This is a genomic window from Caenimonas sp. SL110 (genome assembly GCF_001044395.1).
Classification (GTDB): Bacteria; Pseudomonadota; Gammaproteobacteria; order Burkholderiales; family Burkholderiaceae_C; genus Ramlibacter.
In genome coordinates this window covers 1-25,154 of the sequence record NZ_JANU01000037.1, presented here as the reverse complement: position 1 = coordinate 25,154, position 25,154 = coordinate 1, and the positions used below count along the sequence as shown (strand labels likewise).

The 25,154-nt window shown below is 64.2% G+C and carries 23 protein-coding genes; 10 read left to right on the top strand and 13 right to left on the bottom strand.

All coding sequences use genetic code 11. The features are described from left to right. The first annotated feature begins 31 nt into the window (after nt 1–31). Nucleotides 32–1,771: a lipid A export permease/ATP-binding protein MsbA gene (gene msbA / locus AQ12_RS16745; protein ID WP_048441093.1), complete on the top strand. Its 1,740-nt coding sequence runs from the start codon at nt 32–34 to the stop codon at nt 1,769–1,771. Next, nucleotides 1,768–4,068 (top strand): glycosyltransferase family 9 protein, encoded by a 2,301-nt coding sequence (locus tag AQ12_RS22235; protein ID WP_053076774.1) that lies wholly within the window; start codon nt 1,768–1,770, stop codon nt 4,066–4,068. The genes msbA and AQ12_RS22235 overlap by 4 nt, the downstream gene beginning before the upstream one ends. 117 nt (nt 4,069–4,185) lie before the next feature. On the opposite strand, the gene rng is transcribed toward AQ12_RS22235, so the two are convergent. From rng to AQ12_RS16695, 9 genes are all read right to left on the bottom strand, one after another. Next, nucleotides 4,186–5,661, bottom strand: a complete 1,476-nt coding sequence (gene rng, locus AQ12_RS16735; RefSeq protein ID WP_048441092.1) for a ribonuclease G — start codon at nt 5,659–5,661, stop codon at nt 4,186–4,188. Between the two features lie 28 nt (nt 5,662–5,689). Continuing rightward, complete coding sequence (locus AQ12_RS22230; protein WP_053076773.1) at nt 5,690–8,071, bottom strand: hypothetical protein; 2,382 nt, start codon at nt 8,069–8,071, stop codon at nt 5,690–5,692. A gap of 67 nt (nt 8,072–8,138) precedes the next feature. Continuing rightward, nucleotides 8,139–8,777: a nucleoside triphosphate pyrophosphatase gene (locus tag AQ12_RS16725; protein WP_238587747.1), complete on the bottom strand. Its 639-nt coding sequence runs from the start codon at nt 8,775–8,777 to the stop codon at nt 8,139–8,141. Between the two features lie 87 nt (nt 8,778–8,864). Next, on the bottom strand, nt 8,865–9,332 hold the full coding sequence (gene rlmH / locus AQ12_RS16720; protein ID WP_048441091.1) for a 23S rRNA (pseudouridine(1915)-N(3))-methyltransferase RlmH: 468 nt from the start codon (nt 9,330–9,332) through the stop codon (nt 8,865–8,867). Nucleotides 9,333–9,356: 24 nt separating this feature from the next. Further along, the gene (gene rsfS, locus AQ12_RS16715) at nt 9,357–10,097 is read right to left on the bottom strand and encodes a ribosome silencing factor (protein ID WP_048441090.1); all 741 of its coding nucleotides are present in this window, start codon (nt 10,095–10,097) and stop codon (nt 9,357–9,359) included. Continuing rightward, complete coding sequence (gene nadD, locus AQ12_RS16710; protein ID WP_048441089.1) at nt 10,097–10,708, bottom strand: nicotinate (nicotinamide) nucleotide adenylyltransferase; 612 nt, start codon at nt 10,706–10,708, stop codon at nt 10,097–10,099. The genes rsfS and nadD overlap by 1 nt, the downstream gene beginning before the upstream one ends. Beyond that, a complete protein-coding gene (gene hemF / locus AQ12_RS16705; protein WP_048441088.1) occupies nt 10,708–11,619 on the bottom strand; it encodes an oxygen-dependent coproporphyrinogen oxidase in 912 nt (303 codons plus the stop codon). The genes nadD and hemF overlap by 1 nt, the downstream gene beginning before the upstream one ends. A 10-nt stretch (nt 11,620–11,629) precedes the next feature. Continuing rightward, on the bottom strand, nt 11,630–12,910 hold the full coding sequence (gene purD / locus AQ12_RS16700; RefSeq protein WP_048441087.1) for a phosphoribosylamine--glycine ligase: 1,281 nt from the start codon (nt 12,908–12,910) through the stop codon (nt 11,630–11,632). Next, a complete protein-coding gene (locus tag AQ12_RS16695; RefSeq protein WP_048441086.1) occupies nt 12,907–13,632 on the bottom strand; it encodes a YebC/PmpR family DNA-binding transcriptional regulator in 726 nt (241 codons plus the stop codon). The genes purD and AQ12_RS16695 overlap by 4 nt, the downstream gene beginning before the upstream one ends. 67 nt (nt 13,633–13,699) lie before the next feature. Between AQ12_RS16695 and AQ12_RS16690 the strand changes: the two genes are divergently transcribed. Further along, nucleotides 13,700–15,235 (top strand): helicase HerA-like domain-containing protein, encoded by a 1,536-nt coding sequence (locus AQ12_RS16690; protein WP_048441085.1) that lies wholly within the window; start codon nt 13,700–13,702, stop codon nt 15,233–15,235. A gap of 7 nt (nt 15,236–15,242) precedes the next feature. Next, nucleotides 15,243–15,944: a VIT family protein gene (locus AQ12_RS16685; protein ID WP_048441084.1), complete on the top strand. Its 702-nt coding sequence runs from the start codon at nt 15,243–15,245 to the stop codon at nt 15,942–15,944. Between the two features lie 23 nt (nt 15,945–15,967). Here the strand turns inward: AQ12_RS16685 and AQ12_RS23555 are convergent, their stop codons facing one another. The 3 genes from AQ12_RS23555 to AQ12_RS16670 form a co-directional block, all read right to left on the bottom strand. After that, nucleotides 15,968–16,438, bottom strand: coding sequence for an addiction module antidote protein (locus tag AQ12_RS23555; RefSeq protein ID WP_082151649.1), 471 nt, complete (start codon nt 16,436–16,438; stop codon nt 15,968–15,970). Between the two features lie 19 nt (nt 16,439–16,457). Further along, nucleotides 16,458–16,748, bottom strand: a complete 291-nt coding sequence (locus tag AQ12_RS16675; protein WP_048441083.1) for a type II toxin-antitoxin system RelE/ParE family toxin — start codon at nt 16,746–16,748, stop codon at nt 16,458–16,460. Nucleotides 16,749–16,836: 88 nt separating this feature from the next. Continuing rightward, complete coding sequence (locus AQ12_RS16670; RefSeq protein ID WP_048441082.1) at nt 16,837–17,496, bottom strand: hypothetical protein; 660 nt, start codon at nt 17,494–17,496, stop codon at nt 16,837–16,839. A gap of 105 nt (nt 17,497–17,601) precedes the next feature. Between AQ12_RS16670 and AQ12_RS16665 the strand changes: the two genes are divergently transcribed. The 6 genes from AQ12_RS16665 to AQ12_RS16640 all read left to right on the top strand — a co-directional run bounded on the left by AQ12_RS16665 (nt 17,602) and on the right by AQ12_RS16640 (nt 24,638). After that, nucleotides 17,602–18,861: a GTP cyclohydrolase II gene (locus tag AQ12_RS16665; RefSeq protein ID WP_048441081.1), complete on the top strand. Its 1,260-nt coding sequence runs from the start codon at nt 17,602–17,604 to the stop codon at nt 18,859–18,861. Continuing rightward, nucleotides 18,858–20,126 carry a URC4/urg3 family protein gene (locus tag AQ12_RS16660; RefSeq protein WP_048441080.1) on the top strand — a complete coding sequence of 423 codons (1,269 nt, stop codon included), beginning with the start codon at nt 18,858–18,860 and terminating at the stop codon, nt 20,124–20,126. Before AQ12_RS16665 ends, AQ12_RS16660 begins: the two co-directional genes overlap by 4 nt. Nucleotides 20,127–20,217: 91 nt before the next feature. Next, nucleotides 20,218–20,847, top strand: a complete 630-nt coding sequence (gene upp, locus AQ12_RS16655) for a uracil phosphoribosyltransferase (RefSeq protein ID WP_048441079.1) — start codon at nt 20,218–20,220, stop codon at nt 20,845–20,847. A 158-nt stretch (nt 20,848–21,005) separates the two neighbouring features. After that, nucleotides 21,006–22,151 carry a hypothetical protein gene (locus AQ12_RS16650; RefSeq protein ID WP_238587746.1) on the top strand — a complete coding sequence of 382 codons (1,146 nt, stop codon included), beginning with the start codon at nt 21,006–21,008 and terminating at the stop codon, nt 22,149–22,151. After that, on the top strand, nt 22,148–23,302 hold the full coding sequence (locus tag AQ12_RS16645) for a HupE/UreJ family protein (protein ID WP_048441077.1): 1,155 nt from the start codon (nt 22,148–22,150) through the stop codon (nt 23,300–23,302). The genes AQ12_RS16650 and AQ12_RS16645 overlap by 4 nt, the downstream gene beginning before the upstream one ends. A gap of 58 nt (nt 23,303–23,360) precedes the next feature. After that, on the top strand, nt 23,361–24,638 hold the full coding sequence (locus AQ12_RS16640; protein ID WP_048441076.1) for an amidohydrolase family protein: 1,278 nt from the start codon (nt 23,361–23,363) through the stop codon (nt 24,636–24,638). A gap of 33 nt (nt 24,639–24,671) precedes the next feature. On the opposite strand, the gene AQ12_RS16635 is transcribed toward AQ12_RS16640, so the two are convergent. Continuing rightward, a complete protein-coding gene (locus tag AQ12_RS16635; RefSeq protein ID WP_152682831.1) occupies nt 24,672–24,908 on the bottom strand; it encodes a hypothetical protein in 237 nt (78 codons plus the stop codon). Nucleotides 24,909–25,154 lie beyond the last annotated feature (246 nt).

Genomic DNA, 25,154 nt, shown 5'->3' with positions numbered 1-25,154 from the left:
TGAGGGTTAGCCTGTTCCCCACCCCGCAGAAATGATCCGGCCCGACATGGTCACCGTCCGGTCGACGGTTCGCTGGCTCGCGCCCTATTTCGGCCGCGCGCGCGGCGCATGGCTGCTGGCAATCCTGGCGACCATCGTCGCCTCGGCAACCGAGCCCCTTGTGCCCGCCTTGCTCAAGCCGCTGCTCGACCGCGGCTTCTCGCCCAAGGGTATCGAGTTGTGGACGGTGCCGGCCGCCCTCTTGCTGATCTTCGCGGTGCGCGGCACCGCCGGGTTCCTCGCCGACATCGCGCTGGCCAAGATCACGCAAGACGGCCTGCTGCTGCTGCGGCGCGACATGTTCGCTCGACTGCTCGACGCGCGCCTGTCGCTCTTTCGCGAACAGAACGCGACCGCCCTTTCCAACACCGTCGTCTTTGAAGTGCAGAACGGCGCAACGCTGCTGGTCAACGCCGTCATCGGCCTGCTCAAGGACAGCGTGGCGCTGGTTGCCCTGCTCGTCTACCTGCTGCTGCTGAACTGGCAGCTCACACTGATCGTGTTTCTCATCGTGCCCGGCGTGGCCTGGCTGATCCGCACGGTGTCCCGGCGCCTGTATCGCATCGCGCGTGCCACGCAGGAAGCAACCAATGAACTGGCGTATGTCGTCGAAGAAAACGTGCTCGCCGCGCGCGTGGTGCGCCTGCACGGCGCGCAGCCTGCGCAGGCCAGCCGCTTTCTCGCGCTGGGGTCTGCGCTGCGACGCCTGGCCATGAAGACGGCGGTGGCGTCGGCTTCGGTCACGCCGCTCACGCACATGCTGGCTGCCATGGCGCTGTCCATCGTGATCTGCATTGCGCTCTGGCAAAGCCGGGACGGCATCACCGTGGGCACGTTCGCCTCGTTCATCACCGCGATGCTGATGCTGATCGCACCGATCAAGCGACTGTCAGAGGTTGCCAATCCGATCGCGCGCGGCCTGGCTGCCGTGCAGCGGGCGATGGACCTGATCGAAAAGACCCCGGCCGAATCGGGCGGCACCTATGCGCCCGATCGTGCGCAGGGCCGTATCGACCTGGAGGCCGTGGCCGTTCGCTATCTCGAAGACGGTCCGGCCGCACTCGACGGCGTGTCGCTGTCCATCGAACCCGGGCAGGTCATCGCGCTGGTCGGGCCGTCCGGCTCGGGCAAGACGACACTGGCCAACCTGTTGCCACGCTTCGTCGCACCCACCGAAGGCCGCGTGCTGCTCGACGGTCACGACGTCACGCACTGGAGCCTGGAAGCGCTGCGCAGGCAGTTTGCGCTCGTGAGCCAGGACGTGGTGATGTTCAATGACACGCTGGCCGCCAACGTCGCCCTGGGCAATGCGCGAGATGACAACAAGCTGCGCCGCTGCATAGAAGCCGCGAACCTCGCGGATGTGGCAACGGCCTTGCCGCAAGGGCTGGAAACAGTGCTGGGCCACAACGCCGTGACGCTTTCGGGCGGACAGCGCCAGCGTGTTGCCATCGCGCGGGCCCTTTACAAGGACGCGCCGGTTCTCATCCTCGACGAAGCTACCTCGGCGCTGGACACCGCATCCGAACGACTGGTGCAGGAAGCCCTGCAGCGGCTGATGGCCGGACGCACCACGCTCATCGTTGCGCACCGCCTCTCGACGATTGAACACGCCGATACGGTGGTGGTGCTCGACCAGGGCCGCATCATGGAGAGCGGCCCGCACGCGCAACTGCTGGCGCAGGGCGGTCTCTACGCAAAGCTGCACGCCTTGCAGTTCGGCGCGCAATGAGCGCGGTCGAGGCAACGGGCGGCATCCGCATCTGGCACAGCTGGGTGTCCTTTGCCCTGGCGTCGCTCGGATTCTTCCTGCCGTTTTCTTCTGCGGGCGTGGCCATCAGCATGGGCGTGCTGCTGGCGCTCGCTGCGATGCGGCCACGGCAATTGATACGCGCTGCACCGTGGAGAGATCCGGTGATGGCCACGGGACTGATCCTGTTTGCGTTCATTGCCCTGCATACGCTGGTGATGAGCGCCATCGACGGCGCGACCTTCGGCGCGATCAACCGGTATCACGAGCTGCTCTTCGCGCCGCTCCTGGTGGCCATGCTGCAGGATGCACGGCATCGGCAGATCCTGGTGCATGGACTGATGGCGGGCTGCGCCTTCCTTGCGGCGCTGTACTGGATCGGCATCTATGTCCCGGCGCTTGGGACCTTCCTGGGCACGCGGCGCATTTCGGCAGGTTTCGCGCTGGCAACCTGCGCATTCATCCTGGTCATGCGTGCTCGCGGCCGGCCCGGGCCCTGGCCCGCGCGGGGGCTCGCCGCGATCCTCGCGCTCACGGTGCTCTATGCGATCGACGGGCGCACCGGACACCTGGTGCTGCTCGCCCTTGTGTCGGTGGCCGCATGGTTGCACAGCCCGCGTCGCTGGCGAGGTGTCGTCACACTCGCCGCATTCGTGGTGGCGCTGGGTCTGGCCATGAGTTCGGATGCCGTCGGCAATCGCCTCAAGGAAGGCATCGCCGGCGCCAGCAGTGCCAGTGCTGAAGGCATCACTTCAACCGGCATTCGCATCGAGCTCATGCGCGTGGCTGGCGACCTCGCCCGCACCCACGCGCTGGCCGGGGCCGGCTACGCGAACTACGCGGGCGAACACGAAAAAGCGGCCCAGGCCCGCTATCGCACGCCGGTCGATCACGTCAACGCCATCTGGATGCGCAGCACGAACCCGCACAACGAATTCCTGATGCACCTGATCAGCGGCGGCGTTATTGCGCTCGCGCTCTTTGTCGCCTGGCTTGCACTGACGCTGCGTGCCGCTGCCCGGGCCCGCCCCGGCATTGGCGCACTGATGACGGGCCTGGTGCTCGCATTCATCATCGGGTCGGCATTCAACTCGCTGCTGCTGGACTTCGTCGAGGGCCACATCTACATGGCGCTGCTGGCCTGGGTCATCGCCGAAAACCGCTACGCCTGCGCGCAGGACAAGCGGACGGCCGAACTCAAGAGCGTGCTGGTCATCGCAACCCGGCAGATCGGCGATGTGCTTCTCACGACACCGCTGATCGAGGCCGTGCGAACGCGCTGGCCGGACGCCCGCGTCGACGTGCTGGGCTTCGCCGGCACGCTCGGCATGCTTCGCGCCAATCCTGCGATCAACGGTTTCATCGAGACGCGGCCGCGCGCAGGCTTTCAGGGCGCTCGCGCGCTCATCCGGCAGATCTGGCGACGCTACGACCTGGCACTGGTGACAGATCCTGGAGACCGCGCACATCTGCTCGGCTGGATCGCGGCGCCCTGCCGCAGCGGAATCATCCCGGCGCACGGAGGCAGCAACTGGCTCAAGCGAGAAATCCTGGACCATGTCGTCGAGGCTGCCGGGGACCTCGGCACCACGCATGTCGCGGTAGAAAAGCTGTCCCTGATCGAACCGTGGCTTGCAGCGGGCACGACAGCGGTGCCCCGAGTGGTGCCGCCTCCGGGGTCGCCATTGCCGGCCTGGGTCGATGCAGCGTTGAAGCCGGGCGCGGTTGTGGTCCATGCGCCTTCCATGTGGAACTACAAGCAATGGCCGATCGCGAAGTTCGACGAACTGATCCGTGCCTTGATCGCCCAGGGGCGGCAGGTGGTGCTGACCGGAAGCGGCGGTGATCGTGACCAGGAATGCATCGCACCGCTGCGTGCCATTGCGCCGGCGCCGCAGCTGCTCGACACCTCGGGCCAGCTCGACTTCAATCAGCTCGTCACGCTCTTTGCGCGTGCTGCGCTCTATATCGGCCCGGACACATCCGTCTCGCACCTTGCAGCCGCAACCGGGATACCGGTGATCGCGATCTTCGGGCCGACCAATCCGGTGCGCTGGGCACCCTGGCCCGCGAAGGCCGAGGCGGCGTCCCTCTTCCAGAAGGTGGCGGCAGAGCAACGCGTCGGCAACGTGACATTGATGCAGGGTAGCCAGCCGTGCGTGCCCTGCGGCAAGGCCGGATGTGAAGACCATCGCCAAAGCCGCAGTGACTGCCTGATGGAGATCAGCGCGCAGCGCGTGATGGAGCAGGCACGCGAGTTGCTGTCATTGCGGGCTTGATCTGCAATCCATGAATTCGAAGGCCGTTGCCGCTGCGCGGTGGATTGCGGGTCAAGCCCGCAATGACAGCCTCTCCTGGCTGTCATGCCGGACTTGATCCGGCATCCATGCAGCCCGTCACATCAGCACGATGTCGTACTGCTCCTGACCCATCGCGCCTTCGCTCTGCAATGAAATCGGCTTGCCGATGAAGTCCGAGAGCCCGGCCAGATGCTGGCTCTCTTCATCCAGGAAAAGCTCGATCACACGCGGTGAGGCAACGATGCGGTATTCGCGCGGATCGAACTGCCGCGCCTCGCGAAGAATCTCGCGCAGGATGTCGTAGGCCACGCTGCGCGCCGTCTTGACGGTGCCCTTGCCCTGGCACGCATCGCACGGCTCGCACAGCATGTGCGCCAGCGACTCGCGCGTGCGCTTTCGCGTCATCTCGACCAGGCCCAGTTGCGAGAACCCGCCCGACATGGTTTTCACGCGGTCGCGTGACAGCTGCTTGCGGAACTCCGCCAGCACCTGGTCTCGATGGTCCTCGCGCCCCATGTCGATGAAATCGACAATGATGATGCCGCCCAGGTTGCGCAGCCGCAATTGCCGCGCAATGGCCTGCGCCGCCTCCAGGTTCGTCTTGAAAATCGTGTCGTCGAAATTGCGGGCACCGACGAACCCACCGGTATTCACATCAACGGTCGTGAGCGCCTCGGTCTGGTCCACGATGAGATACCCACCCGATTTCAGGTCCACGCGCCGACCCAGCGCCTTGGCGATTTCATCGTCGATCGAGTACAGATCGAAGATCGGCCGCTCGCCCTTGTACAGCTGCAGACGCCCCGCCGCTGCCGGCATGAACTCCAGCCCGAAGGCCTGCAGGTGCGCGAACTGCTCGTTGGAATCGATGCGGATCGTCTGCGTGCTTTCGCTCACCAGGTCACGCAGCACGCGCTGCAGCAAGCTCAGGTCCTGGTGCAGCAGCGATGTGGGCGGCAGGCGGACGGACGCATCGCGGATGCGCTTCCAGGTCTTGCGCAGGTAGGCGATGTCTTCGGCAAGCTCGGCATCGGTGGCGTCCTCGCCGTTGGTGCGCAGGATGAAGCCGCCGCCATCGGCGCCCACCAGTGCCTGGAGGCGCGCACGCAAGGCATCGCGCTGCACCGATGGGATCTTCTGCGAGACGCCCAGGTGATCGTCCTGCGGCAGGAAAACCAGCAAGCGGCCCGCGATGCTGATCTGCGTCGAAAGCCTTGCACCCTTGGTGCCGATCGGGTCCTTCATGACCTGGACCATGATCGCCTGGCCCTCGAACACCTGCTTTTCGATCGGCACTTGCGGCTGGCTGTTGCGAACGAACGCCGGCGGCTCACCCTCGGGCTGGCGATGCCACACGTCCGCCACATGCAGGAACGCCGCGCGCTCCAGGCCGATATCGATGAAGGCCGACTGCATGCCGGGCAACACGCGCGCCACCTTGCCGAGGTACACATTGCCCACGAGACCCCGCTCCAGGGTGCGTTCAACGTGGAGTTCCTGCACTGCGCCGTGTTCGACGACCGCTACGCGAGTCTCTTGAGGAGACCAATTGATCAGGATGTCTTGCTGCATTGAACAGCAGGATACCAGCCGCTATGGACTATGCAGCCAGGCGGTCCAGCCCTTCGACGTGGTGCCTGAGCGAGTGACCTCTGCTCTCTGGAATGACATAGCGCCTGCCCACCTGTGCGCCCAGGAAAGGCGAGCGAGCGCCTTCTGCCTTCTGGCTGAGAAAGTCCTTTGCAGTATTGAAGTGTTCGATGTCCGATTTGGCAATCAGCGCATGCCCCAGCCGGTTTCGCATGTTGATGTGCAGGCCTGCCGCGTTGAAGCAGGTGACTTTCACAGGGTGGTCGCCGCCGCTGTTTCGAATGCCCGCCCACTGGGCAATACCCCCGCCGAGCGAATGGCCCTGCAGCCTGATCCTGTCAGCGCCGTATCGCGCCACGAAAGCCTTGACGATCGCATCGGCCTCATGAAAGGCGCTGTCCTCGAAGCCCAAAAAGCTCTGGGCCGCATCACTCTTGAAGGTTGCCGGGCGGCCCGCCTGGGTGCCGACAAATGACAGGTGATACGCAATGCCGTTGCCCTGCGCGTCCTCCTCCACATAGACGCCCACCTTCAGGCCGGACCACCGGTCGCCGCTCAGCGTGCCCGACGCCTCGTCAAAACGCAGCTTGGATGCCTTGCCATTGCCCCCGCCTTCGATCGAAAGGATTTCCCTGGGAACGACGCCGCGGTTCGCCCGCGTAAAGCCTTCAGGCAGCTTCTGCGCCCTCACGTCAGCGGTGGTGCTGCCGGTGATTCGTGCGAGCCGCGCCATGTCTCTGGCACGCGTCATCATGTGAGGCGGAATCGTCTCCTGCCGCGCCGTGTTGTTGACCAGCGAGATTCCCTTGACCAGGCCCTTGGCTGTGCCCACGATCCTGTCGCCTGCACGGCTCGCGGATGGACTCGCCAGGCCGACCAGCTTGGCACTCACGCCCGCCAGGCCCAATGCCGCGCTGCCGACGATTCGAAGTGTGGTGCCCACCACATTCGCAACGATCGTCTCGGCTACTGTCACGACACTGGCGACGACCGCCGATGCCGCGCCCGTAATGCTCGCCAGCCCCTTGATCACTGCGCCGGCGGCGTACTGCACGCCCGAATCGTGCCCACGTTGAACCCAGTTGCCGAACTTGCGGGCAGGCTCGCTGAGCGTGAGGTAACGCAAGGCCTGATTCAGCACCGATCCCACGCTGAAGCGCGAACCCCAGGTGGTGTACCTGTCGATGGCCTTGCGCGCCGTTTCGGCGGCTTGTGCAAGCGGCGCAACGCTGTCGTCTTCGTCGAAGAATCGAAAGAACCGCGTCGTATCGCCTTGTCCGGATTCAGGCACCACACCTTGCGACGCTCGCTCGCGAACAATGACTTCAGCCATGTCGGACAGATGCGTGAATACGAACGGGTTTCGATCCCGCCTGGCCACAATCTGCCAGAGTATGTGGGTCGGCCACCCCCTCATGGCGGCGTCGACCTCTGGAGGATCGACGCGCCTGTCGTGCATCCAGCCAGCGAGCACGTGAGGATCGATTGCGCCGTCGGCCAGCCTGAGCATCAAGCGCTCCGGCGAAGGTTCCTCGATACGGCGCCGCTCCATCACGTCGCACAAATGCCGCGCGATCACACTGACGCGCAACTGCACATCGGGATCAGCGGACGGCGCGAGGCTTTTGAGGTTGTAGTCCAGGCAGACCAACCACTCCGGGCTCCAGTCGGCCAGCAGCAATTTGACATGCCGCTGGAACCCGTGTTCGCGTTGCGCCCGCTGGGGGTCGTCGGGGCGAAGCAATGAAACCTCTTCTGGCATCAGCGAGGTCAAGGTGGCCGCTGCGCGATGCAGCGTTGCGCTACCCACAATCGGCCTGGCCAGCCAATTCAACTGCACGCTGATGTCGCGGTGGTCGCGTTTCCATTGGGCGACTTCGCGGCTGCGCCCGTCCTGGTTGGGCATGGCGCGGGCGTAGAGCTGCGCCTTCAGGGCCCGATCCAGAAGCTGGAAGTGTTCGCGCATTTCACTGCCCTCCCAATCCAGCTCAGCCAGCCTTTCGTCGATGGCGGCCACTTCCTCGCCCGGCAGGTCTCCCAGCACCTCCTCGACCAGCGCGACATACTCCTCACCCACCGACAGGCCCAGGTCAAACAGACCCTGGGTCGCAAGGTACAGATCGTGCTGCGCATCCATCATCGCTTCGCGATCACCCTGGTACAGGGCCGCCAGCATTTTCTTCACGCCGCCAGTGACTGCCTGGCGCAACTGGTCGACCTGATCATCGACTTCGAGGAAGCCCTGGAGCTCTTCCTGGACCGCATCTGGCGAAATACGCTTGTCAGCCTTCGGGCGCTGGCTGGCGCTGCCGGCCCTGGGCTGGTCAAGCGATTGATATTTGGGCGCAGTCTCGCGCCGGAAAGCACCTGGAATGCGGTTTAGAAAACTCACGTCATTTCCCCATCGGTAGATAGGGATTGAGTAACCAGCGCAACCAGCCAGTTCCACTGCGAGCGGACTAGGGTCGCAAGCCCAGCTTCGCCAGCAGCCCGGCTGTCTCGTAGACCGGCAGCCCCATGATGGCCGAGTAGCTGCCGCTGATGTGCGGAATCCAGGCAGCCGCCCTGCCCTGAATCGCATAGGCGCCGGCTTTGCCCATCGGCTCGCCGCTGGCGACGTACGACTTGATCTGTGCAGGCGTGAGCTTGCTGAAGGTCACGCGCGAGTCACTGAGCGCGGTCTCTCGCTTTCGACCCGAGTGCACGGCGACGGCTGTCAGCACGCGATGCGTCGCGCCCGAGAGTTCGCGCAGCATGCGGGCGGCGTCGGCGGCATTTTCGGGTTTGCCGTAGATGGTGCGACCCATCGCAACCGTGGTGTCCGAGCACAGCACAGGCGCAGGCTTCAGGCCGCGGCGCACCACGCGATGCAGGGCGGCGTCGAGCTTCAGGCCGGTGACGCGCTGCACGTAGCGCGCAGGGGCTTCGCCAGGCATCGCTGCTTCGATCGACTCGGTGTCCTCGCCCTCATCGGGCAGCAGCAGTTCGTAGGGGATGCCGAGCTGCTCCAGCAATTGGCGGCGGCGTGGGCTTTGGGAGGCGAGGTAGATGAAGGTCATGGGTTTGTCTTGCAGATCGGCGATGGCCTTCGACGTCATGGATTGCGGGTCAAGCCCGCAATGACAGCCATTCTCTGGATGTCATACCGGGCTTGACCCGGTATCCACCGCGAAGCGGCAACGGCCTCATTCACGGTGGTACGGATGGTTCGCATTGATCGACCAGGCCCGATAGAGCTGCTCCACCAGCAGCACCCGCACCATCGCGTGCGGCAGCGTGAGATCCGACAGGCGAATCCGCTCTTGTGCGGACTGCTTGAATGCGGGGTCGAGCCCATCGGGCCCCCCAATCACCATCGCCACATCCCCGCCCTGCAACTGCCATGCAGTCAACCGGGAAGCGAGCGCCTGGGTGGTGAGGGAGGTGCCCTTCTCATCGAGCGCGACCACATGCGTGCCCTTCGGAATGGCCGCGGCAATGCGTTGCCGCTCGGCGGCGTAGATGTTGTCCAGTGTTTTGGAGGCGCGCGGCTCGGTCTTCACGGCCTTGAGCTCCACCTTCAGCTCCGGTGGAAACCGCTTGGCGTAGTCATCCCATGCCACTTGCGCCCAGTCGGGCACTTTCAGGCCCACCGCGACGACCAGCAGCTTCATCGCGCCTGTTTCATTCGGTGCGCTTTACTTTTTGCGGGCGGGGCTCTTGGCTGCCGGCTTGCGGGCTGCAGGCTTGGCCGCAGCGGACTTAACAGGCGCGGAAGATCGGGCTGGCGTTTTTTTGGCAGGCGCCTTGACCGGTGTTGCAGGTGCCTTGGATGGCGCACTCTTGGTAGCTTTCACACTTTTCGCAGTTGCCGTGTTCTTTGCGGGCGCTGGTTTGCCAGTCACGGGCCTTTCCGGCGCATACGTGGGCTCGGCGGCCTTCTTGCCGGCTGCCCTGCTCGACTTTCCAGCAGTTTGCTTCGAGCCCTTCGGGTTCTTCGAATCCCTGGCAGTTGTCTTCTTCGCAGTCGCCTTGGGCTCGGGCTCGCTCGCCTGCGCGATCGGCTTGGGCGCGCCGAACTTCAGTCGCACCGGCTTCTCGCCCCAGATCTCTTCGAGGTGGTAGTACTGGCGGATGGCGGGCTGCATGATGTGCGCCACGGCAGCGCCGCAGTCCACGATGATCCATTCGCCGTTTTCCTCACCCTCGATGCGCGGCTTGGGAAAACCGGCTTCACGCACCTTGTCGCGAACGCTGGCAGCAAGGGCCTTGGTCTGGCGATTCGAGGTGCCCGACGCCACGATCACGCGCTCGAACAGCGGCGACAAGTGCTCGGTGTTGAAGACTGCGATGTCCTGCGCCTTGACGTCTTCGAGCGCATCGACGATGGCTCGCTGGAGTTTCTGGGTGTCTTTCTTGGCGGCGGCTTCTTGGGTCATCAGGCGGGGGTATAGAGGTTATGGGTGTCAATATAACGTGCAACGCCCGGCGGGACCATATGTGCGATCCCTTCTCCGTGCGCCACCATGGCGCGCACTTCGGTGGCGCTCTCGGGCATGTGGGGCAGCTCGATCGTGCAAACGCGTGCGTTTTGGGGCAGTCCTGCCAGCGCGGATGCGTCGGATGAGTCGACGGACTCAGCGTGTGCACGCGCCGCAACGCAGATCACGGCCATCCGGGCAATCGCTTCCCAGTCTTTCCAGCGCTGGAACTGCACGGCCTGGTCCTGTCCCATGACAATGAAGAGTTCGGCCTTCGGATGCTCGGCAGCCAGCTCGCGCAGCGTGTCGATAGTGTAGGTGGGACCGGGCCGCAGCAATTCGCGGTCATCGACAACGGTGTTGGGCAGCCGTTCAAAAGCGATCTGGGCCAGTGCGAGCCGGTGCTGCGCGGGTGTCAGGTCGGTCGACTTGTGCCACGCCTTTCCGGTCGGAAAGATACGCAGTTCGTCCAGCTTCAGCTGCTCGACCGCCGCGCGCGCCAGCGCGACGTGTGCGATGTGCGGTGGATCGAAGGCGCCGCCGAACATGCCGATGCGGCGTTGGGGCATCAAACCCAGTCCCTTCGGACCAGGAACTTGCTGTAGAGATCGTCTTCGGGTGTTCCCGGGCGAGTTTGCCGCTGGTAGGCCCAGCGCGCCTCGGGCGGCATCGACATCAGGATCGACTCGGTGCGCCCGCCCGACTGCAGACCGAAGTGGGTTCCACGGTCCCAGACGAGGTTGAATTCGACATAGCGCCCGCGGCGGTACAGCTGGAAATCTCGCTCGCGCTCGCCATAGGGCGTGTCCTTGCGACGATTGAGGATGGGCTCGTAGGCCCGGCTGAAGGCATCGCCCACTGAACTCATCATGGCGAAACAGTTGTTGAAGCCGCCCTCCGAGAAGTCGTCGTAGAAGATCCCGCCAATGCCGCGCTGCTCATCCCGGTGCTTCAAATAGAAATACTCGTCGCACCATTGCTTGAAGCGCGGGTACTTGTCAGCGCCGAAAGGCTCGACCGCGTCCTTGCACACCTGGTGAAAGAACTTCGCATCCTCTTCGTAGCCGTAAAAAGGCGTCAGGTCCATGCCGCCGCCGAACCAGAACACGGGCTCGGCATCCCTGGGCGATGCCACCAGCATCCGCACATTCATGTGCACGGTGGGTGCGTAGGGGTTGCGCGGATGAAAGACCAGCGAGCAACCCAGGGCCTCAAAAGACGCACCGACCAGTTCCGGCCGGTTCTGGGTTGCAGACGTGGGCAGGCGCGGCCCGACCACATGCGAAAAGCCGCAGCCCGCGCGTTCAAGAACCTCACCGCCTTCAAGGATGCGGGTGACGCCGTCGCCCTGCAGCGGCTCGCCCACTTCCTTCTTCCACTTGTCGCGGACGAACTTGCCGCCATCGATCTGGCCGAAGGTCGTGATGATCCGGTCCTGCAATTCCAGCAGGTACTCGCGCACCATGTCGACATCGGTCATAGCGCGGCCTTCAATTGCGGATGGCGCGGTGGCCGATGTCGCGGCGGTACTGGGCACCGTCGAACGAAATGCGGTCGGCTGCGTCGTAGGCGAGCTGTTGCGCGGCCTTGACCGAATCGGCCAGCGCGGTGACGCAGAGCACGCGCCCACCGGCGGTCACGGTGCCATTGCCCTGCGCAGCGGTGCCCGCATGGAACACAACCACTTCCTCGGTCGGCTTGGGCAGGCCGGTGATGAGGTCGCCCTTGCGCGGGGCCAGCGGATACCCGGCCGCTGCCATCACCACCCCCAGCGCCGTGCGGCGATCCCATTGCAACTCGACCTGGTCGAGCGTGCCCGACGTTGCGGCCATCATCACGTCGTACAGGTCGGTCTTGAGCCGCATCATGATCGGCTGCGTCTCGGGGTCGCCCATGCGGCAGTTGAATTCGAGCGTCTTGGGGCGCCCCTGCGCATCGATCATCAGGCCCGCATACAAGAAGCCGGTGAACGGGATGCCGTCCTTTTCCATGCCTTTGATGGTCGGCAAAATGATCTCGCGCATGGCGCGTGCGTGCACATCCGGGGTGACGATGGGCGCCGGCGAATAGGCGCCCATGCCGCCGGTGTTCGGCCCCTCGTCGTTGTCGAGCAGGCGCTTGTGGTCTTGCGACGTGGCCAGCGCCGCGACGTTCTTGCCGTCACACATCACGATGAAGCTGGCTTCTTCGCCCTGCAGGAATTCCTCGATGACGACCCGCGCGCCGCCTTCGTTGTGGGTGACACCCAGCTTGTTGTCCACCAGCATGAAGTCAACGGCTTCATGCGCCTCGGCTGCCGTCATCGCAACGACAACGCCCTTGCCCGCCGCCAGGCCATCGGCCTTCACGACGATAGGCGCGCCCTTCTGGTCGATGTAGGCGTGGGCGGCAACCGGATCGGAGAAGGTTTCGTACTCGGCAGTGGGGATACCGTGGCGCTTCATGAACGCCTTGGAAAATGCCTTGGAGCTTTCAAGCTGCGCGGCCTCTTTCGTCGGGCCGAAAATCCGCAGGCCGTGAGCCCGGAACTCATCGACCACTCCGGCTGCGAGCGGGCCTTCGGGGCCGACGACGGTGAGCTGGATCTTGTTGTCCTCGGCCCATTTGCGCAGCTCTACGATATCGGTGATGTCCACGTTTTCCAGGCGCGAATCGAGCACGGTTCCGCCGTTGCCGGGAGCCACGTAGACCGCTTGAAGCTTGGGAGATTGCGCAAGCTTCCAGGCCAACGCATGTTCGCGGCCGCCGCCGCCGATGACGAGAACTTTCATTGCTGGATTTCCGCGTTGTGGAAGACCGCTTGAACGTCATCCAGGTCTTCGATCACATCCAGCAACTTCTGCATGCGTGTGGCGTCATCGCCTGTCAATTCAATCGTGCTTTCGGGGCGCATCGTCACCTCGGCGATTTCGGGCTTGAAGCCGGCTGCTTCCAGCGCGTTCCTGACGGCTTCGAATTCGCTGGGCGGCGTGATCACTTCGATGGCGCCGTCATCACCCGTGATGACGTCTTCAGCGCCGGCTTCCAGCGCGACTTCCATCACCTTGTCTTCGCTGGTGCCGGGCGCCAGAATCAGCTGCCCGACATTCTTGAACTGGAACGACACCGAACCGTTCGTGCCCATGTTCCCGCCGTATTTGCTGAATGCATGACGCACTTCCGCCACAGTGCGCACGTGGTTGTCAGTCATGGTGTCGACGATGATCGCCGCGCCGCCGATGCCGTAGCCTTCGTAGCGGATCTCATCGTAGTGAACGCCTTCGAGGTTGCCGGTGGCCTTGTCGATGTTGCGCTTGACGGTGTCGGCTGGCAGATTCACCGCCTTGGCCTTTTCAACCGCAAGCCGCAGGCGCGGGTTGATGGAGAGGTCTCCGCCGCCCAGGCGCGCTGCCACCATGATTTCACGGATGACGCGGGTCCAGATCTTGCCGCGCTTTTCGTCCTGGCGGCCCTTGCGGTGCTGGATGTTCGCCCATTTGCTGTGTCCGGCCACTGATGAAATCCTTCTACTGCCATGCAGTTGATATATTGTGCAATCGAACATTTTAGTTTGGGACACCATGGCCGACCCCCTGTTGATCGCGAAGAACCGCGAAACCCAGTGCGAACTGCTTCCAGCGCTTGCCAACCGGCACGGACTCATCACGGGCGCCACCGGCACCGGCAAGACGGTTTCGCTGCAAACACTGGCCGAGAACTTCTCCAAGATCGGCGTGCCGGTCTTCATGGCCGACGTCAAGGGCGACCTCACCGGCATCAGCCAGACCGGCACCATCGGCGAAAAGCTGGCCGGCATCATCAAGGAGCGCGGCCTGCCCACGCCCGAGCCGTTTGCCGCGCCGGTGACGCTGTGGGATGTGTTCGGCGAGAACGGCCACCCGGTTCGCGCCACTGTCTCCGACATGGGGCCGCTGCTGCTGGGCCGGATGCTGGGCCTGAACGAAACGCAGGCCGGCGTGATCAACCTGGTGTTCAAGATCGCCGACGACAACGGCCTGTTGCTGCTCGACCTGAAGGACCTGCGGGCGATGCTGCAATACGTCGGCGACAACGCAGGCGACTTCCGCACCACCTACGGCAACATCAGCGCAGCGAGCATCGGCATCATCCAGCGCGGCTTGCTGCAGATCGAATCGCAAGGCGGCGAGAACTTCTTCGGCGAGCCCATGCTCGACATCCAGGACTTCCTGCAGACCGACGAAAAGGGACGCGGGGTGGTGAACATCCTCACCGCCGACCGGCTGATGAATTCGCCTCGCCTGTATGCGACCTTCCTGCTGTGGATGCTGTCCGAGCTGTTCGAGCAACTCCCCGAAATCGGCGACCCGGACAAGCCCAAGCTGGTCTTCTTCTTCGACGAGGCCCACCTGCTGTTCGACGAGGCGCCCAAGATCCTGATCGAGCGCATCGAGCTGGTGGTGCGGCTGGTGCGGTCCAAGGGTGTCGGCGTGTACTTCGTGACGCAAAACCCGCTGGACATACCGGACAGCGTGCTCGCACAGCTGGGTAACCGCGTGCAGCACGCCCTGCGCGCCTACACGCCGCGTGACCAGAAGGCGGTGAAGGCGACTGCGCAGACCATGCGGCAAAAGCCGGGCCTCGATATTGAAACCGCGATCACCGAACTGGCCGTGGGCGAAGGCCTGCTGAGCTTCCTGGATTCCAAGGGCCGTCCGAGCGTGACCGAGCGCGCGTTCGTGCTGCCACCGGGCAGCCAGATCGGGCCGATCACGCCCGAGCAGCGCAAGGCGCTGATTGCGAACTCCATCGTGGCCGGCGTCTATGAAAAGACGGTGGACCGCGAATCGGCTTACGAGAAATTGAAGGGACGCGCCGCGACGGCAGCGCCATCGGGAACGCCGACGATGCCCAACAGCACGGCAAGCAATGGTGGTGCAGCCGCCGCGCCTGCCGAGGGCGGCCTGCTCGACGGCTTGAAGGATGCCGTGTTCGGCTCCGTCGGCCCGCGTGGTGGTGTGCGCGAAGGCCTCGCCCAGAGCATGGCGAAATCGGCTGTGCGCAGCATCGGCAGTGCCGTGGGGCGCGAGATCATTCGCGGCGTGTTGGGCGGCATCATGGGAACAAAACGGCGATAGTCAGCCCATGAGATCCATACGCCGCCACATCGAAACTCACCGCACCGACCGGATCGGCTGGCTGCGCGCAGCCGTGCTCGGTGCCAACGATGGCATCGTGTCCACCGCGAGCTTGCTGGTGGGCGTTGCTGCCGCCAACGCCAGTGCGTCGAGCCTGATGATGACCGGCGTTGCCGGCCTTGTCGCCGGTGCGATGTCGATGGCGGCAGGTGAGTACGTCTCTGTGTATTCGCAGACGGACACCGAAGAGGCCGACCTCGCCAGGGAGCGCGCCGAACTGGCCGCCGATCCGGCTGCCGAGCTGCGGGAGTTGACTGCCATTTACGTCGGCCGGGGCCTGCAGCCTGAGCTGGCCGCACAGGTTGCCGAGCAATTGACGAATCACGATGCGCTGGGCACCCATGCACGTGACGAACTCGGCATCTCGGGGCCGCACCGCGCCCGTCCGGTGCAGGCCGCCCTCTCATCGGCTGCGAGCTTTGCCGGGGGTGCGGCGCTGCCGTTGGCCGTGGTCGCCATCGCACCCGGCAATGGGCTGATCTACTGGATCTGCGGAACTTCGCTCATCTTCCTGGCGGGCCTGGGTGCCTTGGCGTCGAAAGCTGGCGGCGCCAACCCATTGGCAGGCGCCTGGCGGGTGACGTTCTGGGGCGCGCTGGCGATGGCGGTCACGGCCGGGGTGGGAGCCATGTTCGGGACGGTAGTTTGAGGCGGAGCGAAGTGCCGACCCCGCTAGGTCTTTTTTTCTGCCCTGGCCATGGGCGCGGCGCGCTCGACCTTGGCACTCCCGGTTGTCACCGCTGACTTCGTCTTCACCCGATTCCGGCGTGGATGTACAACCTTTGGCACTTCGCTCTTGCGCCGGATGACAGGTGCAGGCGCCTTGGCTCTTGTGGTCATGGATGCCTTCACTTCAGCGTGAAACTGAAGGCCCATGGCATCCATCAGCTTCATCACGGTCTCAAAGCGAGGTTTGGCTCCCGGTTTGAGCGCGTTGTACAGGTTCTCGCGACCGACTCCGGCGGCTGCTGCGAGTTGCGTCATTCCCCGAGCACGCGCCACTGTATTGAGCGCGTTGAGCGTCACCGCTGGATCGTTCATCGCAAAAGATTCATTGAGGAACTCGGCGACCATAGCCTCATCAGTCAGATATTCAGCCGCATCGAAGGGCGCGAGGTCGATGGATTTTTCTTTCCTTGGCATGAGTGATCTCCGAGTTCAACTAAACCTGGACTGCGAGCTTGAGGGCTCTCTTGATATCTCTTTTCTGGGTCGATTTATCTCCGCCACAAAGCAGCACATAAACGACATTGCCGGATCGCTTGAAGTAAAGACGATAGCCCGGACCAAAATCGATTTTCATCTCACTGACACCGGCCCCGACTGGTTCACAGAAGCCAAAGTTTCCAGCCGCCGCTGCAGCAATTCGCGCGGCAATTCGAGCCTTGCCTGTCCGATCCTCCAAGCTGTCAAACCAATCTGAAAACTCGGCCGTGCTGACTATGGAATTCATGCGCTTGGGGATCGAATCGGCACTCGAATGTATCGAATTCGATACAGGCGGTCAACTGTTTCGGCTGGAACGTAAGGAACGACACACCTCAAGTCCGCCCCTGCTCCATCAAGTCCCGCAGCGCATCGACGATCGCCCGCTTGCCGATTGGAGAAATGCCCAGCCTGCGCGCGAGCAGCGCCTGATCCTCATCCGGCGAGTCGCGCAGGAGCAGCGGCGTGCCCGGCACCCGCAACTGCGTGCCGACCACCGCGACATCCGTGGGCGTGATCTGCCAGCGTCCGACATAAACGGCGCCATCGGTCGTCACGTCCACCGGGATCGGGTCCTTGAAGTTGATCCAGTGAATGTCGCGCGCGTCGACAAAACTCACGGCGGCCAACGCTATCTCGTAGCGACCGACCGGAAGGTTTCCAGAAAAGACCCACAGGCGCTGCGATTCGCTGTCGATATCCGGCGTGCGCCAGCGCCCATGCGTTGCGCGATTGGTGGCGAACACCTCCACGCGATACCCTGGGTTGTCGAGCGAGCGCAAATGAAATGAGAGCGCGCTGACGGTCTCGCTTCGCGGAACGAAGCCGATCGAACCAAAGAGCAATCCTGTGCGCTCGATCGACACACCGGACTTCACGCCGTGCTCGATCAACACAGTCTCGGCTTCTTGCGTCTTGCCGGTCGCGCACCCGCCCAACGCCATGCCCATCGCGATCGCCGCGCCCAACCCCAAAGCCAAACGCCAGACAGCCATCTGATCAATCCCGATTCGTTGTTACGCGGATGAGCTTATCAGCCGCAACACCCTGTTTACGCTCTCGCAAAGGCGTACATTGACGTCTTTACCGATCCGACACACATGCCTGATCCGAGCACACCTGCTGCCCCGCCCCGACACATCCGCCTGACCTCCCATGCATCGGGCCACGGCTCGCTTCCAATCCGCTGGGACGCGCCGACGCCGCAAGAGCGCGGCCCCATCGTGGGCACCACCACCACCCGCGCCCATCGCAATGTCATCGGCACGCACAGCGGCTCCTACAGCGTCTATCGCGCACTCGCCGTGGCCGCGGGCGCGCTCAAGCGCGAACACCGCGCCGACCTCACCAACACTGCGCCGACCGATGTCATCGGCCCGTATCCGCAGTGGAGCGAGCCGGGCAAGATCGTGAGCCTGGACCCGTGGGGCGCGATCGTGGCCGATGTGTTCTCGGCCGAGCTCGCAGCTGGCTACGACATCCGCCCGACCATCGCGATCACGCAGGCCCATGTCATCCTTCCTGAAGTGATCGAAGGCCTGCTGGCCGGCCGCCTGAAGGCCGACGGAAAGATCCTGACCTCCACCGGCGCGGCCATGGTGACCAAGGCCGCCATCGAGCCGGTGTGGTGGCTCCCCGGCGTGGCCGCGCGCTTCAAGGTTTCCGAGACCGACCTGCGCCGCGTGCTCTTCGAAGAAACCGGCGGCATGTACCCCGAACTGGTCACCCGCAGCGACCTTGAAGTGTTCCTGCCACCGATCGGCGGGCAGACGGTCTACATCTTCGGCAACCCGCGCGACCTCGCCAACCCGGATGTCGAACTGACGGCGCGCGTGCATGACGAATGCAACGGCTCCGACGTGTTCGGCTCGGACATCTGCACTTGCCGCCCCTACCTCACGCACGCGATCGAGGAATGCATACAGGCATCGCAGCGCGGCGGCGTGGGCCTGGTGGCCTATTCGCGCAAGGAGGGCCGCGCCTTGGGCGAAGTGACCAAGTTCCTCGTCTACAACGCACGCAAGCGGCAGGTGGGCGGCGATACCGCCGATCAATATTTCGCCCGCACCGAATGCGTGGCCGGCGTGCAGGACATGCGCTTCCAGGAACTGATGCCCGACGTGCTGCACTGGCTGGGCGTGCGCAAGATTCACCGTCTGGTCTCGATGAGCAACATGAAGTTCGATGCGATCACCGGCTCGGGCATCGAGATCGGCGAACGCGTCAACATTCCCGATTCGCTGATCCCGCTCGATGCACGCGTCGAGATGGATGCCAAGGTTGCAGCCGGCTACTTCACCACCGGCTCGGTGCCCGATTCCGGTGAACTCAAGAAAGCCAAGGGCCGGGGGCTCGCATGAATTCGCCCAACCCCGGACGCGAAACCAGCCAGGCGCATGCGGCAGCAGCCGCCTTGAGGACCACCGCAGCCATCCGCGACCGCTCGCGCCAGTTGCTGACCCGGGCGCGTCACGGTGAGTCACCCTGGTTCATCGTCGATGACGGATTCCTGGGTACTGCTGCAGGCGCCATCGTTGACGCAACCCGGTCGCGCTACCCAAACCTGCATGTGCCGGTTCACAGCCGGTGGCGTCACTTCGAGGCCGGTGGCATAGCCCGCAAGGCGCAACTCGACACGCTGATGGCCGGCATGCCAGACGGCTCGCGTGCCCACGCGATGATCGACCTGACGGTGATCAGCGTGCTGCTCGACGCCGGCGCCGGTCCCGACTGGAAGTACGTCGAGCCGGCCAGTGGCAAGACCTTCACCCGCTCCGAAGGCCTGGGCGTCGCCAGCTTCCATGCCTTTACGGCGGGCCTGTTTTCCAGCGACAAGACGCGCCTGCTGCAGGCTGATTCGCAAGGGCTTCGCGCCCTGCAAACCGATCACCTCGCCTCGGCCTTCCAGGTCAGCGCATCCAACCCGCTGGTCGGCATCGAAGAACGAGCCATCCTCTTGCGGCGACTGGGTGAAGTCATGGCCGAGCAGCCCGAAGTGTTTGGCCACGAGGGCCGCCCCGGTGGCATGTTCGACATGCTGGTGAGCCCGTTCGGCCATGGCGTGCCGCACACCGCAGATGTCGCGGCGCACGACATCCTGTCGCTGCTGCTCACATCGCTTTCGGACATCTGGCCGGCATCCAACGCGATTCGCACCGTGCCGCTGGGCGATTGCTGGCGTCACGCGGCGGCGCGCGGCGATGGCCTGACTGACGGCTGGGTACCTTTTCACAAGCTCTCGCAGTGGCTGACCTATTCGCTGCTGGAGCCGTTCGAGTGGTCGGGCGTCAAGGTCAAGGGCGTGGACGCACTCACCGCGCTGCCCGAATACCGCAACGGCGGCCTGATGATCGACAGCAACCTGGTGCAGTTGCGTGACCCGCAGGCAGCCGCCCAGGTCTGGCAGACAGGCGATGAAATCATCGTGGAATGGCGCGCGCTCACCGTGTCCCTGATGGATGAGCTGGCCCATGCGGTGCGCGAGCAGCTACGATTGAACGAATCGCAAATGCCGCTGGCGCGTGTGCTCGAAGGCGGCAGCTGGGCAGCGGGCCGCGAGATGGCCCAGCGCTTGCGTGGGGGTTTGCCGCCGCTGCAGGTTGCAACCGACGGAACCGTTTTCTAAGCCCGAAGTCAGAATGCATGGATGCCGGATCGAGTCCGGCATGACAGTCAATTGAGTCCGGCATGACAGCCACGAACCACAACAACTGCAAATGAACGACGTCCACCTCATCGATCACCCCCTGGTTCAGCACAAGCTGACACTCATGCGCAAGAAGGAAGCCAGCACCAACAGCTTTCGGCGCCTGCTCAATGAGCTTTCGATGCTCATGGCTTACGAAGTCACACGCGACATGGCGATGCAGGACGTCGAGATCGAAACGCCGCTGGAGAAGATGACGGCCAGGGTCATCGACGGCAAGAAGCTCGTCTTCGTATCCATCCTGCGCGCGGGCACCGGCATCCTGGACGGCATGCTGTCGGTGGTGCCGGGCGCGCGCGTCGGCCACATCGGGCTCTACCGCGACCCCAAGACGCTGACAGCAGTCGAGTACTACTTCAAGATGCCGCACAACATGCAGGATCGCGATGTGGTCGTGGTCGATCCGATGCTCGCCACCGGCAATTCGGCGATCGCAGCGGTGGAGCGATTGAAAGAACTGTCGCCCAAGTCGATCAAGTTCGTGTGCCTGCTCACCTGCCCCGAAGGCATCCGCGCCTTCCACGGTTCGCACCCCGATGTGCCCATCTACACCGCCGCCATCGACCGCGAACTCAATGACCACGGCTACATCCTGCCGGGCCTGGGCGATGCGGGTGACCGGATCTTCGGGACCAAATAGCCAGCCGTCATCACCTGGTCAGCTGTCATTGCGGACCTGATCCGCAATCCAGACGGCCCCTGATCAACGCGCCGCATGGATACCGGGTCGAGCCCGGTATGACAGCCAAATACACAATGCCCTCCATCTCCCGATCCATCGCCCTGGCCCTCGCTCTCATGAGCACCGCTGCCCTCGCCGCTCCCTTCACGCCCAAATCCGACGCCGACGTCGTCGAGCGCCTGCCGGTCTCCGCGTCCGATCCGTCCATTCGCCGTGTGGAGTCGTTGCGCAAGCAACTTGCCGCACGCCCCGATGATGCGGCGCTGCGCATCGAGATCGGGCGCCGCTACTTCGACCTGGCGATGGCGCAGGGCGATCCGCGCTACGTTGGCTATGCGTCTGCCACGCTGGGGCCGATTGCGAAGTCGGCAGCTGGCAACTGGCAGTACTGGATGGCCCTGGGCCTGATCCAGCAGTACAGCCATGATTTCAACGGCGCGGTGCAGAGCCTTGAAAAAGCGAGCGAACTCGATGGGGCCGCTGCAGAGCCGATCGCCTGGCGCGCGGCCATCCACATGGTGCAGGCCAACTACCCGCGCGCATTGGCCGAATGCACGCGGCTCGCGCCCCTGGCGCAACCGGTTCAGGCGCAAGGCTGCACGTCATACGTCATGGCGACCACCGGCCAGCTTGCGCCCGCCTATGACGCACTCTCACGGGCCTTCGGCGAGGGCGCCGGCCAGCCCCCCGAGTTCGCGCTGTGGGTTCGCACGCGGCTGGCCGAGATGGCAACGCGTCTGCGAAAAATCGACGATGCCCAGAAGCACTATGCGCAAGCTCGCGCACTGGGCGTGACCGACCAGTTCCTGCTGGCCTCTTACGCCGACTTCCTGCTCATGCAAGACAAGCCCGCCGAAGTGATAAAGCTGCTGGCCGACTGGGAGCGCTCCGATGTGCTGCTGCTGCGGCTCGCGCTCGCCGGCAAGGCCAGCAAGGACCCCAAGGCGCAGGCGTGGGCCAATGCCCTGCGCGACCGGTTCACCGAAGCAGCTCGCCGGGGCGACAGCCTGCACGAGCAGGAAGCCGCGCGATTCGAGCTCGACATCGAAGCCAGCCCGACCCGCGCCCTGAGCTATGCCACCAAGAACTACCTCACCCAAAAAGAGCCGCGTGACGCCGAGATCCTGATGCGTGCTGCCTTGGCCGCGAACAGCGCAAAGTCGGCCCAGCCCGCGCTCGACTGGTTGCGCACCAGCAAGTACGAAGACCCCGCCTTCGCCGCCATGGCTGACCAGCTGGTGGCCGCAGGAGCGTCGCGATGAAGCGCATCCTTGCCCACATCGCGGTGGTCGTCCTGTCCATGGTTTTTCACTCGGCGGCCCTGGCCCACAAGCCCAGCGACAGCTACCTGACGCTGCGCGGCTCGTCCAGCAGCGAAGACATCAGGGTGCGCTGGGACATCGCCCTGCGCGACCTCGACTACGTGCTCGAACTCGACCGCGATGGCAATGGCGAGCTCAACTGGGGCGAAGTCCGCTCGCGTACCGCCGACATCACGCGCTATGCCACCGAACACCTCGCGCTCACTGCCGGTGACAAAGCCTGCACATGGCAGCCGCCCGCGCCCCTGCAACTGGACAAGCACAGCGACGGCACCTATGCAGTGCTCACGATGAACGCGAAGTGCGAATCGGGCAACCCGCGTGAACTCAAGCTGCGCTACTCCCTGTTCTTCGACGTCGATCCGTCCCATCGCGGACTGGTGCAATGGCAGGCGCCCGGCAGTGACTCTTCGCAGGCCCTGATTTTTTCCACGACCTCCGCTGAACAGATGCTGGCGTTGCAGCCGCAGGGCCCCTGGAGCACCCTGCGCCAATACCTGCTGGACGGCGTCTGGCACATCTGGATCGGCTACGACCACATCCTGTTCCTGCTGGCGCTGCTGCTGCCGGCGGTGCTGGTCAAGCGCGAGGGCCGCATCGAAGCGGCGCCGCGCTTTGGGGGCGCTTTCGTCGAAGTGGTGAAGGTGGTCACCGCCTTCACGCTCGCGCATTCGATCACGCTGACGCTGGCTGCGCTGCAGCTGATCTCGCTGCCGTCGCGCATCGTCGAGTCGGCCATCGCGCTGTCGGTCATCGTCGCCGCGCTGAACAACCTGCGCGGCGGGGTGGGTAGCAAGCGCTGGGTGATGGCCTTTGCCTTCGGCCTGCTGCATGGATTCGGCTTCGCTTCGGTGCTGGCCGACCTGGGCTTGCCGCAGGATGCGCTGCTGCTCGCGCTGATCGGCTTCAATGTCGGCGTGGAAGTGGGTCAGCTTGCCATCGTGGCGGTGTTCTTGCCGGTGGCGTTTGCGCTGCGCAAGACAGCGTTCTACCGCGTGGGCGTGCTCAAGGTCGGCTCGCTGCTGGTTGCGCTGGTTGCGCTGTGGTGGTTCGTGCAGCGAGCGTTCGATATCCAGGGTGGGCCGTTCTGAAGGAAGTGGCTGTCATTGCATGACAGGCAGAGGACGGCGCGCTCTTAAGATATTCACCATGCTCGACCTCCTCATCACCAACGCCACCCTGCCCGACGGCCGGACGAACATGTCGATTGCCGTCGCGGGCGGCAAGATCGCCGAGGTGACCCAGGGCATGACCGCCCCCGGCCTCGAAACCTTCGATGCCAAGGGCAATCTCGTCACGCCGCCGTTTTGCGATCCGCATTTCCACATGGACGCAACGCTCTCATACGGCAACCCGCGCGTGAACGAAAGCGGGACGCTGCTGGAAGGCATCGCGCTGTGGGGCGAACTCAAACCGAGCCTGACGCAAGACGCCATCATCGAGCGCGCCCTCACCTATTGCGACTGGGCTGTTGCGCGTGGGCTGCTGGCCATCCGCAGCCACGTCGACACCAGCGACCCCAGCATGCTTGCGGTCGAGGCGCTGCTCGAAGTGAAGAGGCGCGTTGCCAGCTACATCGACCTGCAACTCGTCGCCTTTCCGCAGGACGGCGTGCTTCGCAGCGCTGGCGGCGTGGCCAACCTCCAGCGCGCGCTCGACCTGGGCGTGGACGTCGTCGGCGGCATCCCGCATTTCGAACGCACGATGAGCGAAGGCGCGGCGAGCGTGAAGCTGCTGTGCGAGATCGCGGCCGAACGCGGCAAGCTGGTGGACATGCACTGCGACGAAACCGACGACCCGATGTCGCGCCACATCGAGACGCTCGCATTCGAGGCGCACCGCCTGGGCCTGCAGGGCCGCGTCAACGGCAGCCACTGCACCTCCATGCACAGCATGGACAACTACTACGTGAGCAAGCTGATCCCGCTGATTGCACAAAGCGGTGTCAGCATCATCGCCAATCCGCTCATCAACATCACGCTGCAGGGTCGCCACGACAGCTACCCCAAGCGCCGCGGCATGACGCGCGTGCCCGAGCTGATGGCCGCAGGCGTCAACGTTGCCTTCGGCGGCGATTGCGTGATGGACCCCTGGTACGGCATGGGCTCGGCCGACATGCTGGAAGTGGCCCACATGGGGCTGCACGTCGCGCAGATGACCAGCCAGGGCGGCATCAGGGCGTGCTTCGATGCGGTGACGGTCAACGCTGCAAAGGTGATGCACCTCCAGGGTTACGGCATTGAAGCCGGATGCGACGCCAGCTTCGTGATCCTGCAGGCGCCCGATTCGATGGATGCAATCCGGTTGCGAGCCAATCGTCTGCGGGTTTTCAGGCGCGGCAAGTTGCTCGCGCAAACACCGGAAGCTGCAAGCTCGCTATCGATTGCGGATAGGCCCGCTTCGACTTCTTTCCTGCTGAGGCGGTAACCGGCCTCGCTGGGCGTCGTTTCAAAACCCGGCTCAGCGCAACACAGCGTCGAGCTCGTGCGTAGCGCGAAGCACACGCGCCGCACTCGCCTGCATGCGCTCGCCGACCTCGCAGAGCTCCGCCAGCCGTGCGATCGACAAGGGTTGGGTTGCTTCCAGGCCGCGGCGCAGAGCCTCTGCCCGGATAGCGAGGTCCATCCTGAGGGCTTCATGCAGCTCGATTTGCTGGCGCACGCTGGGCAGCTTTGCAGGGTGATTCGCGATGACCATAGATCTCTCCTGGAACCTCTGCAGTGTGAGGCTCATGCGCGAATTGCCTCTGTGCGCCAGATCACATAGCGCTTCAAATGAGCGCCTCGTCCTACGCAGGCGGTGCTGTAACACTCTCAAGACAACTTGTAGGGAAGGCGTTCTTCGCGCAGCCCCGTGATCAGTTCGAACTCCGGGTCTTTGTGGACAAGGGTTGTGAACCACCCCGGATCTCGTGGAGGCTGTTTGGTTTAAGTCAGACCGATA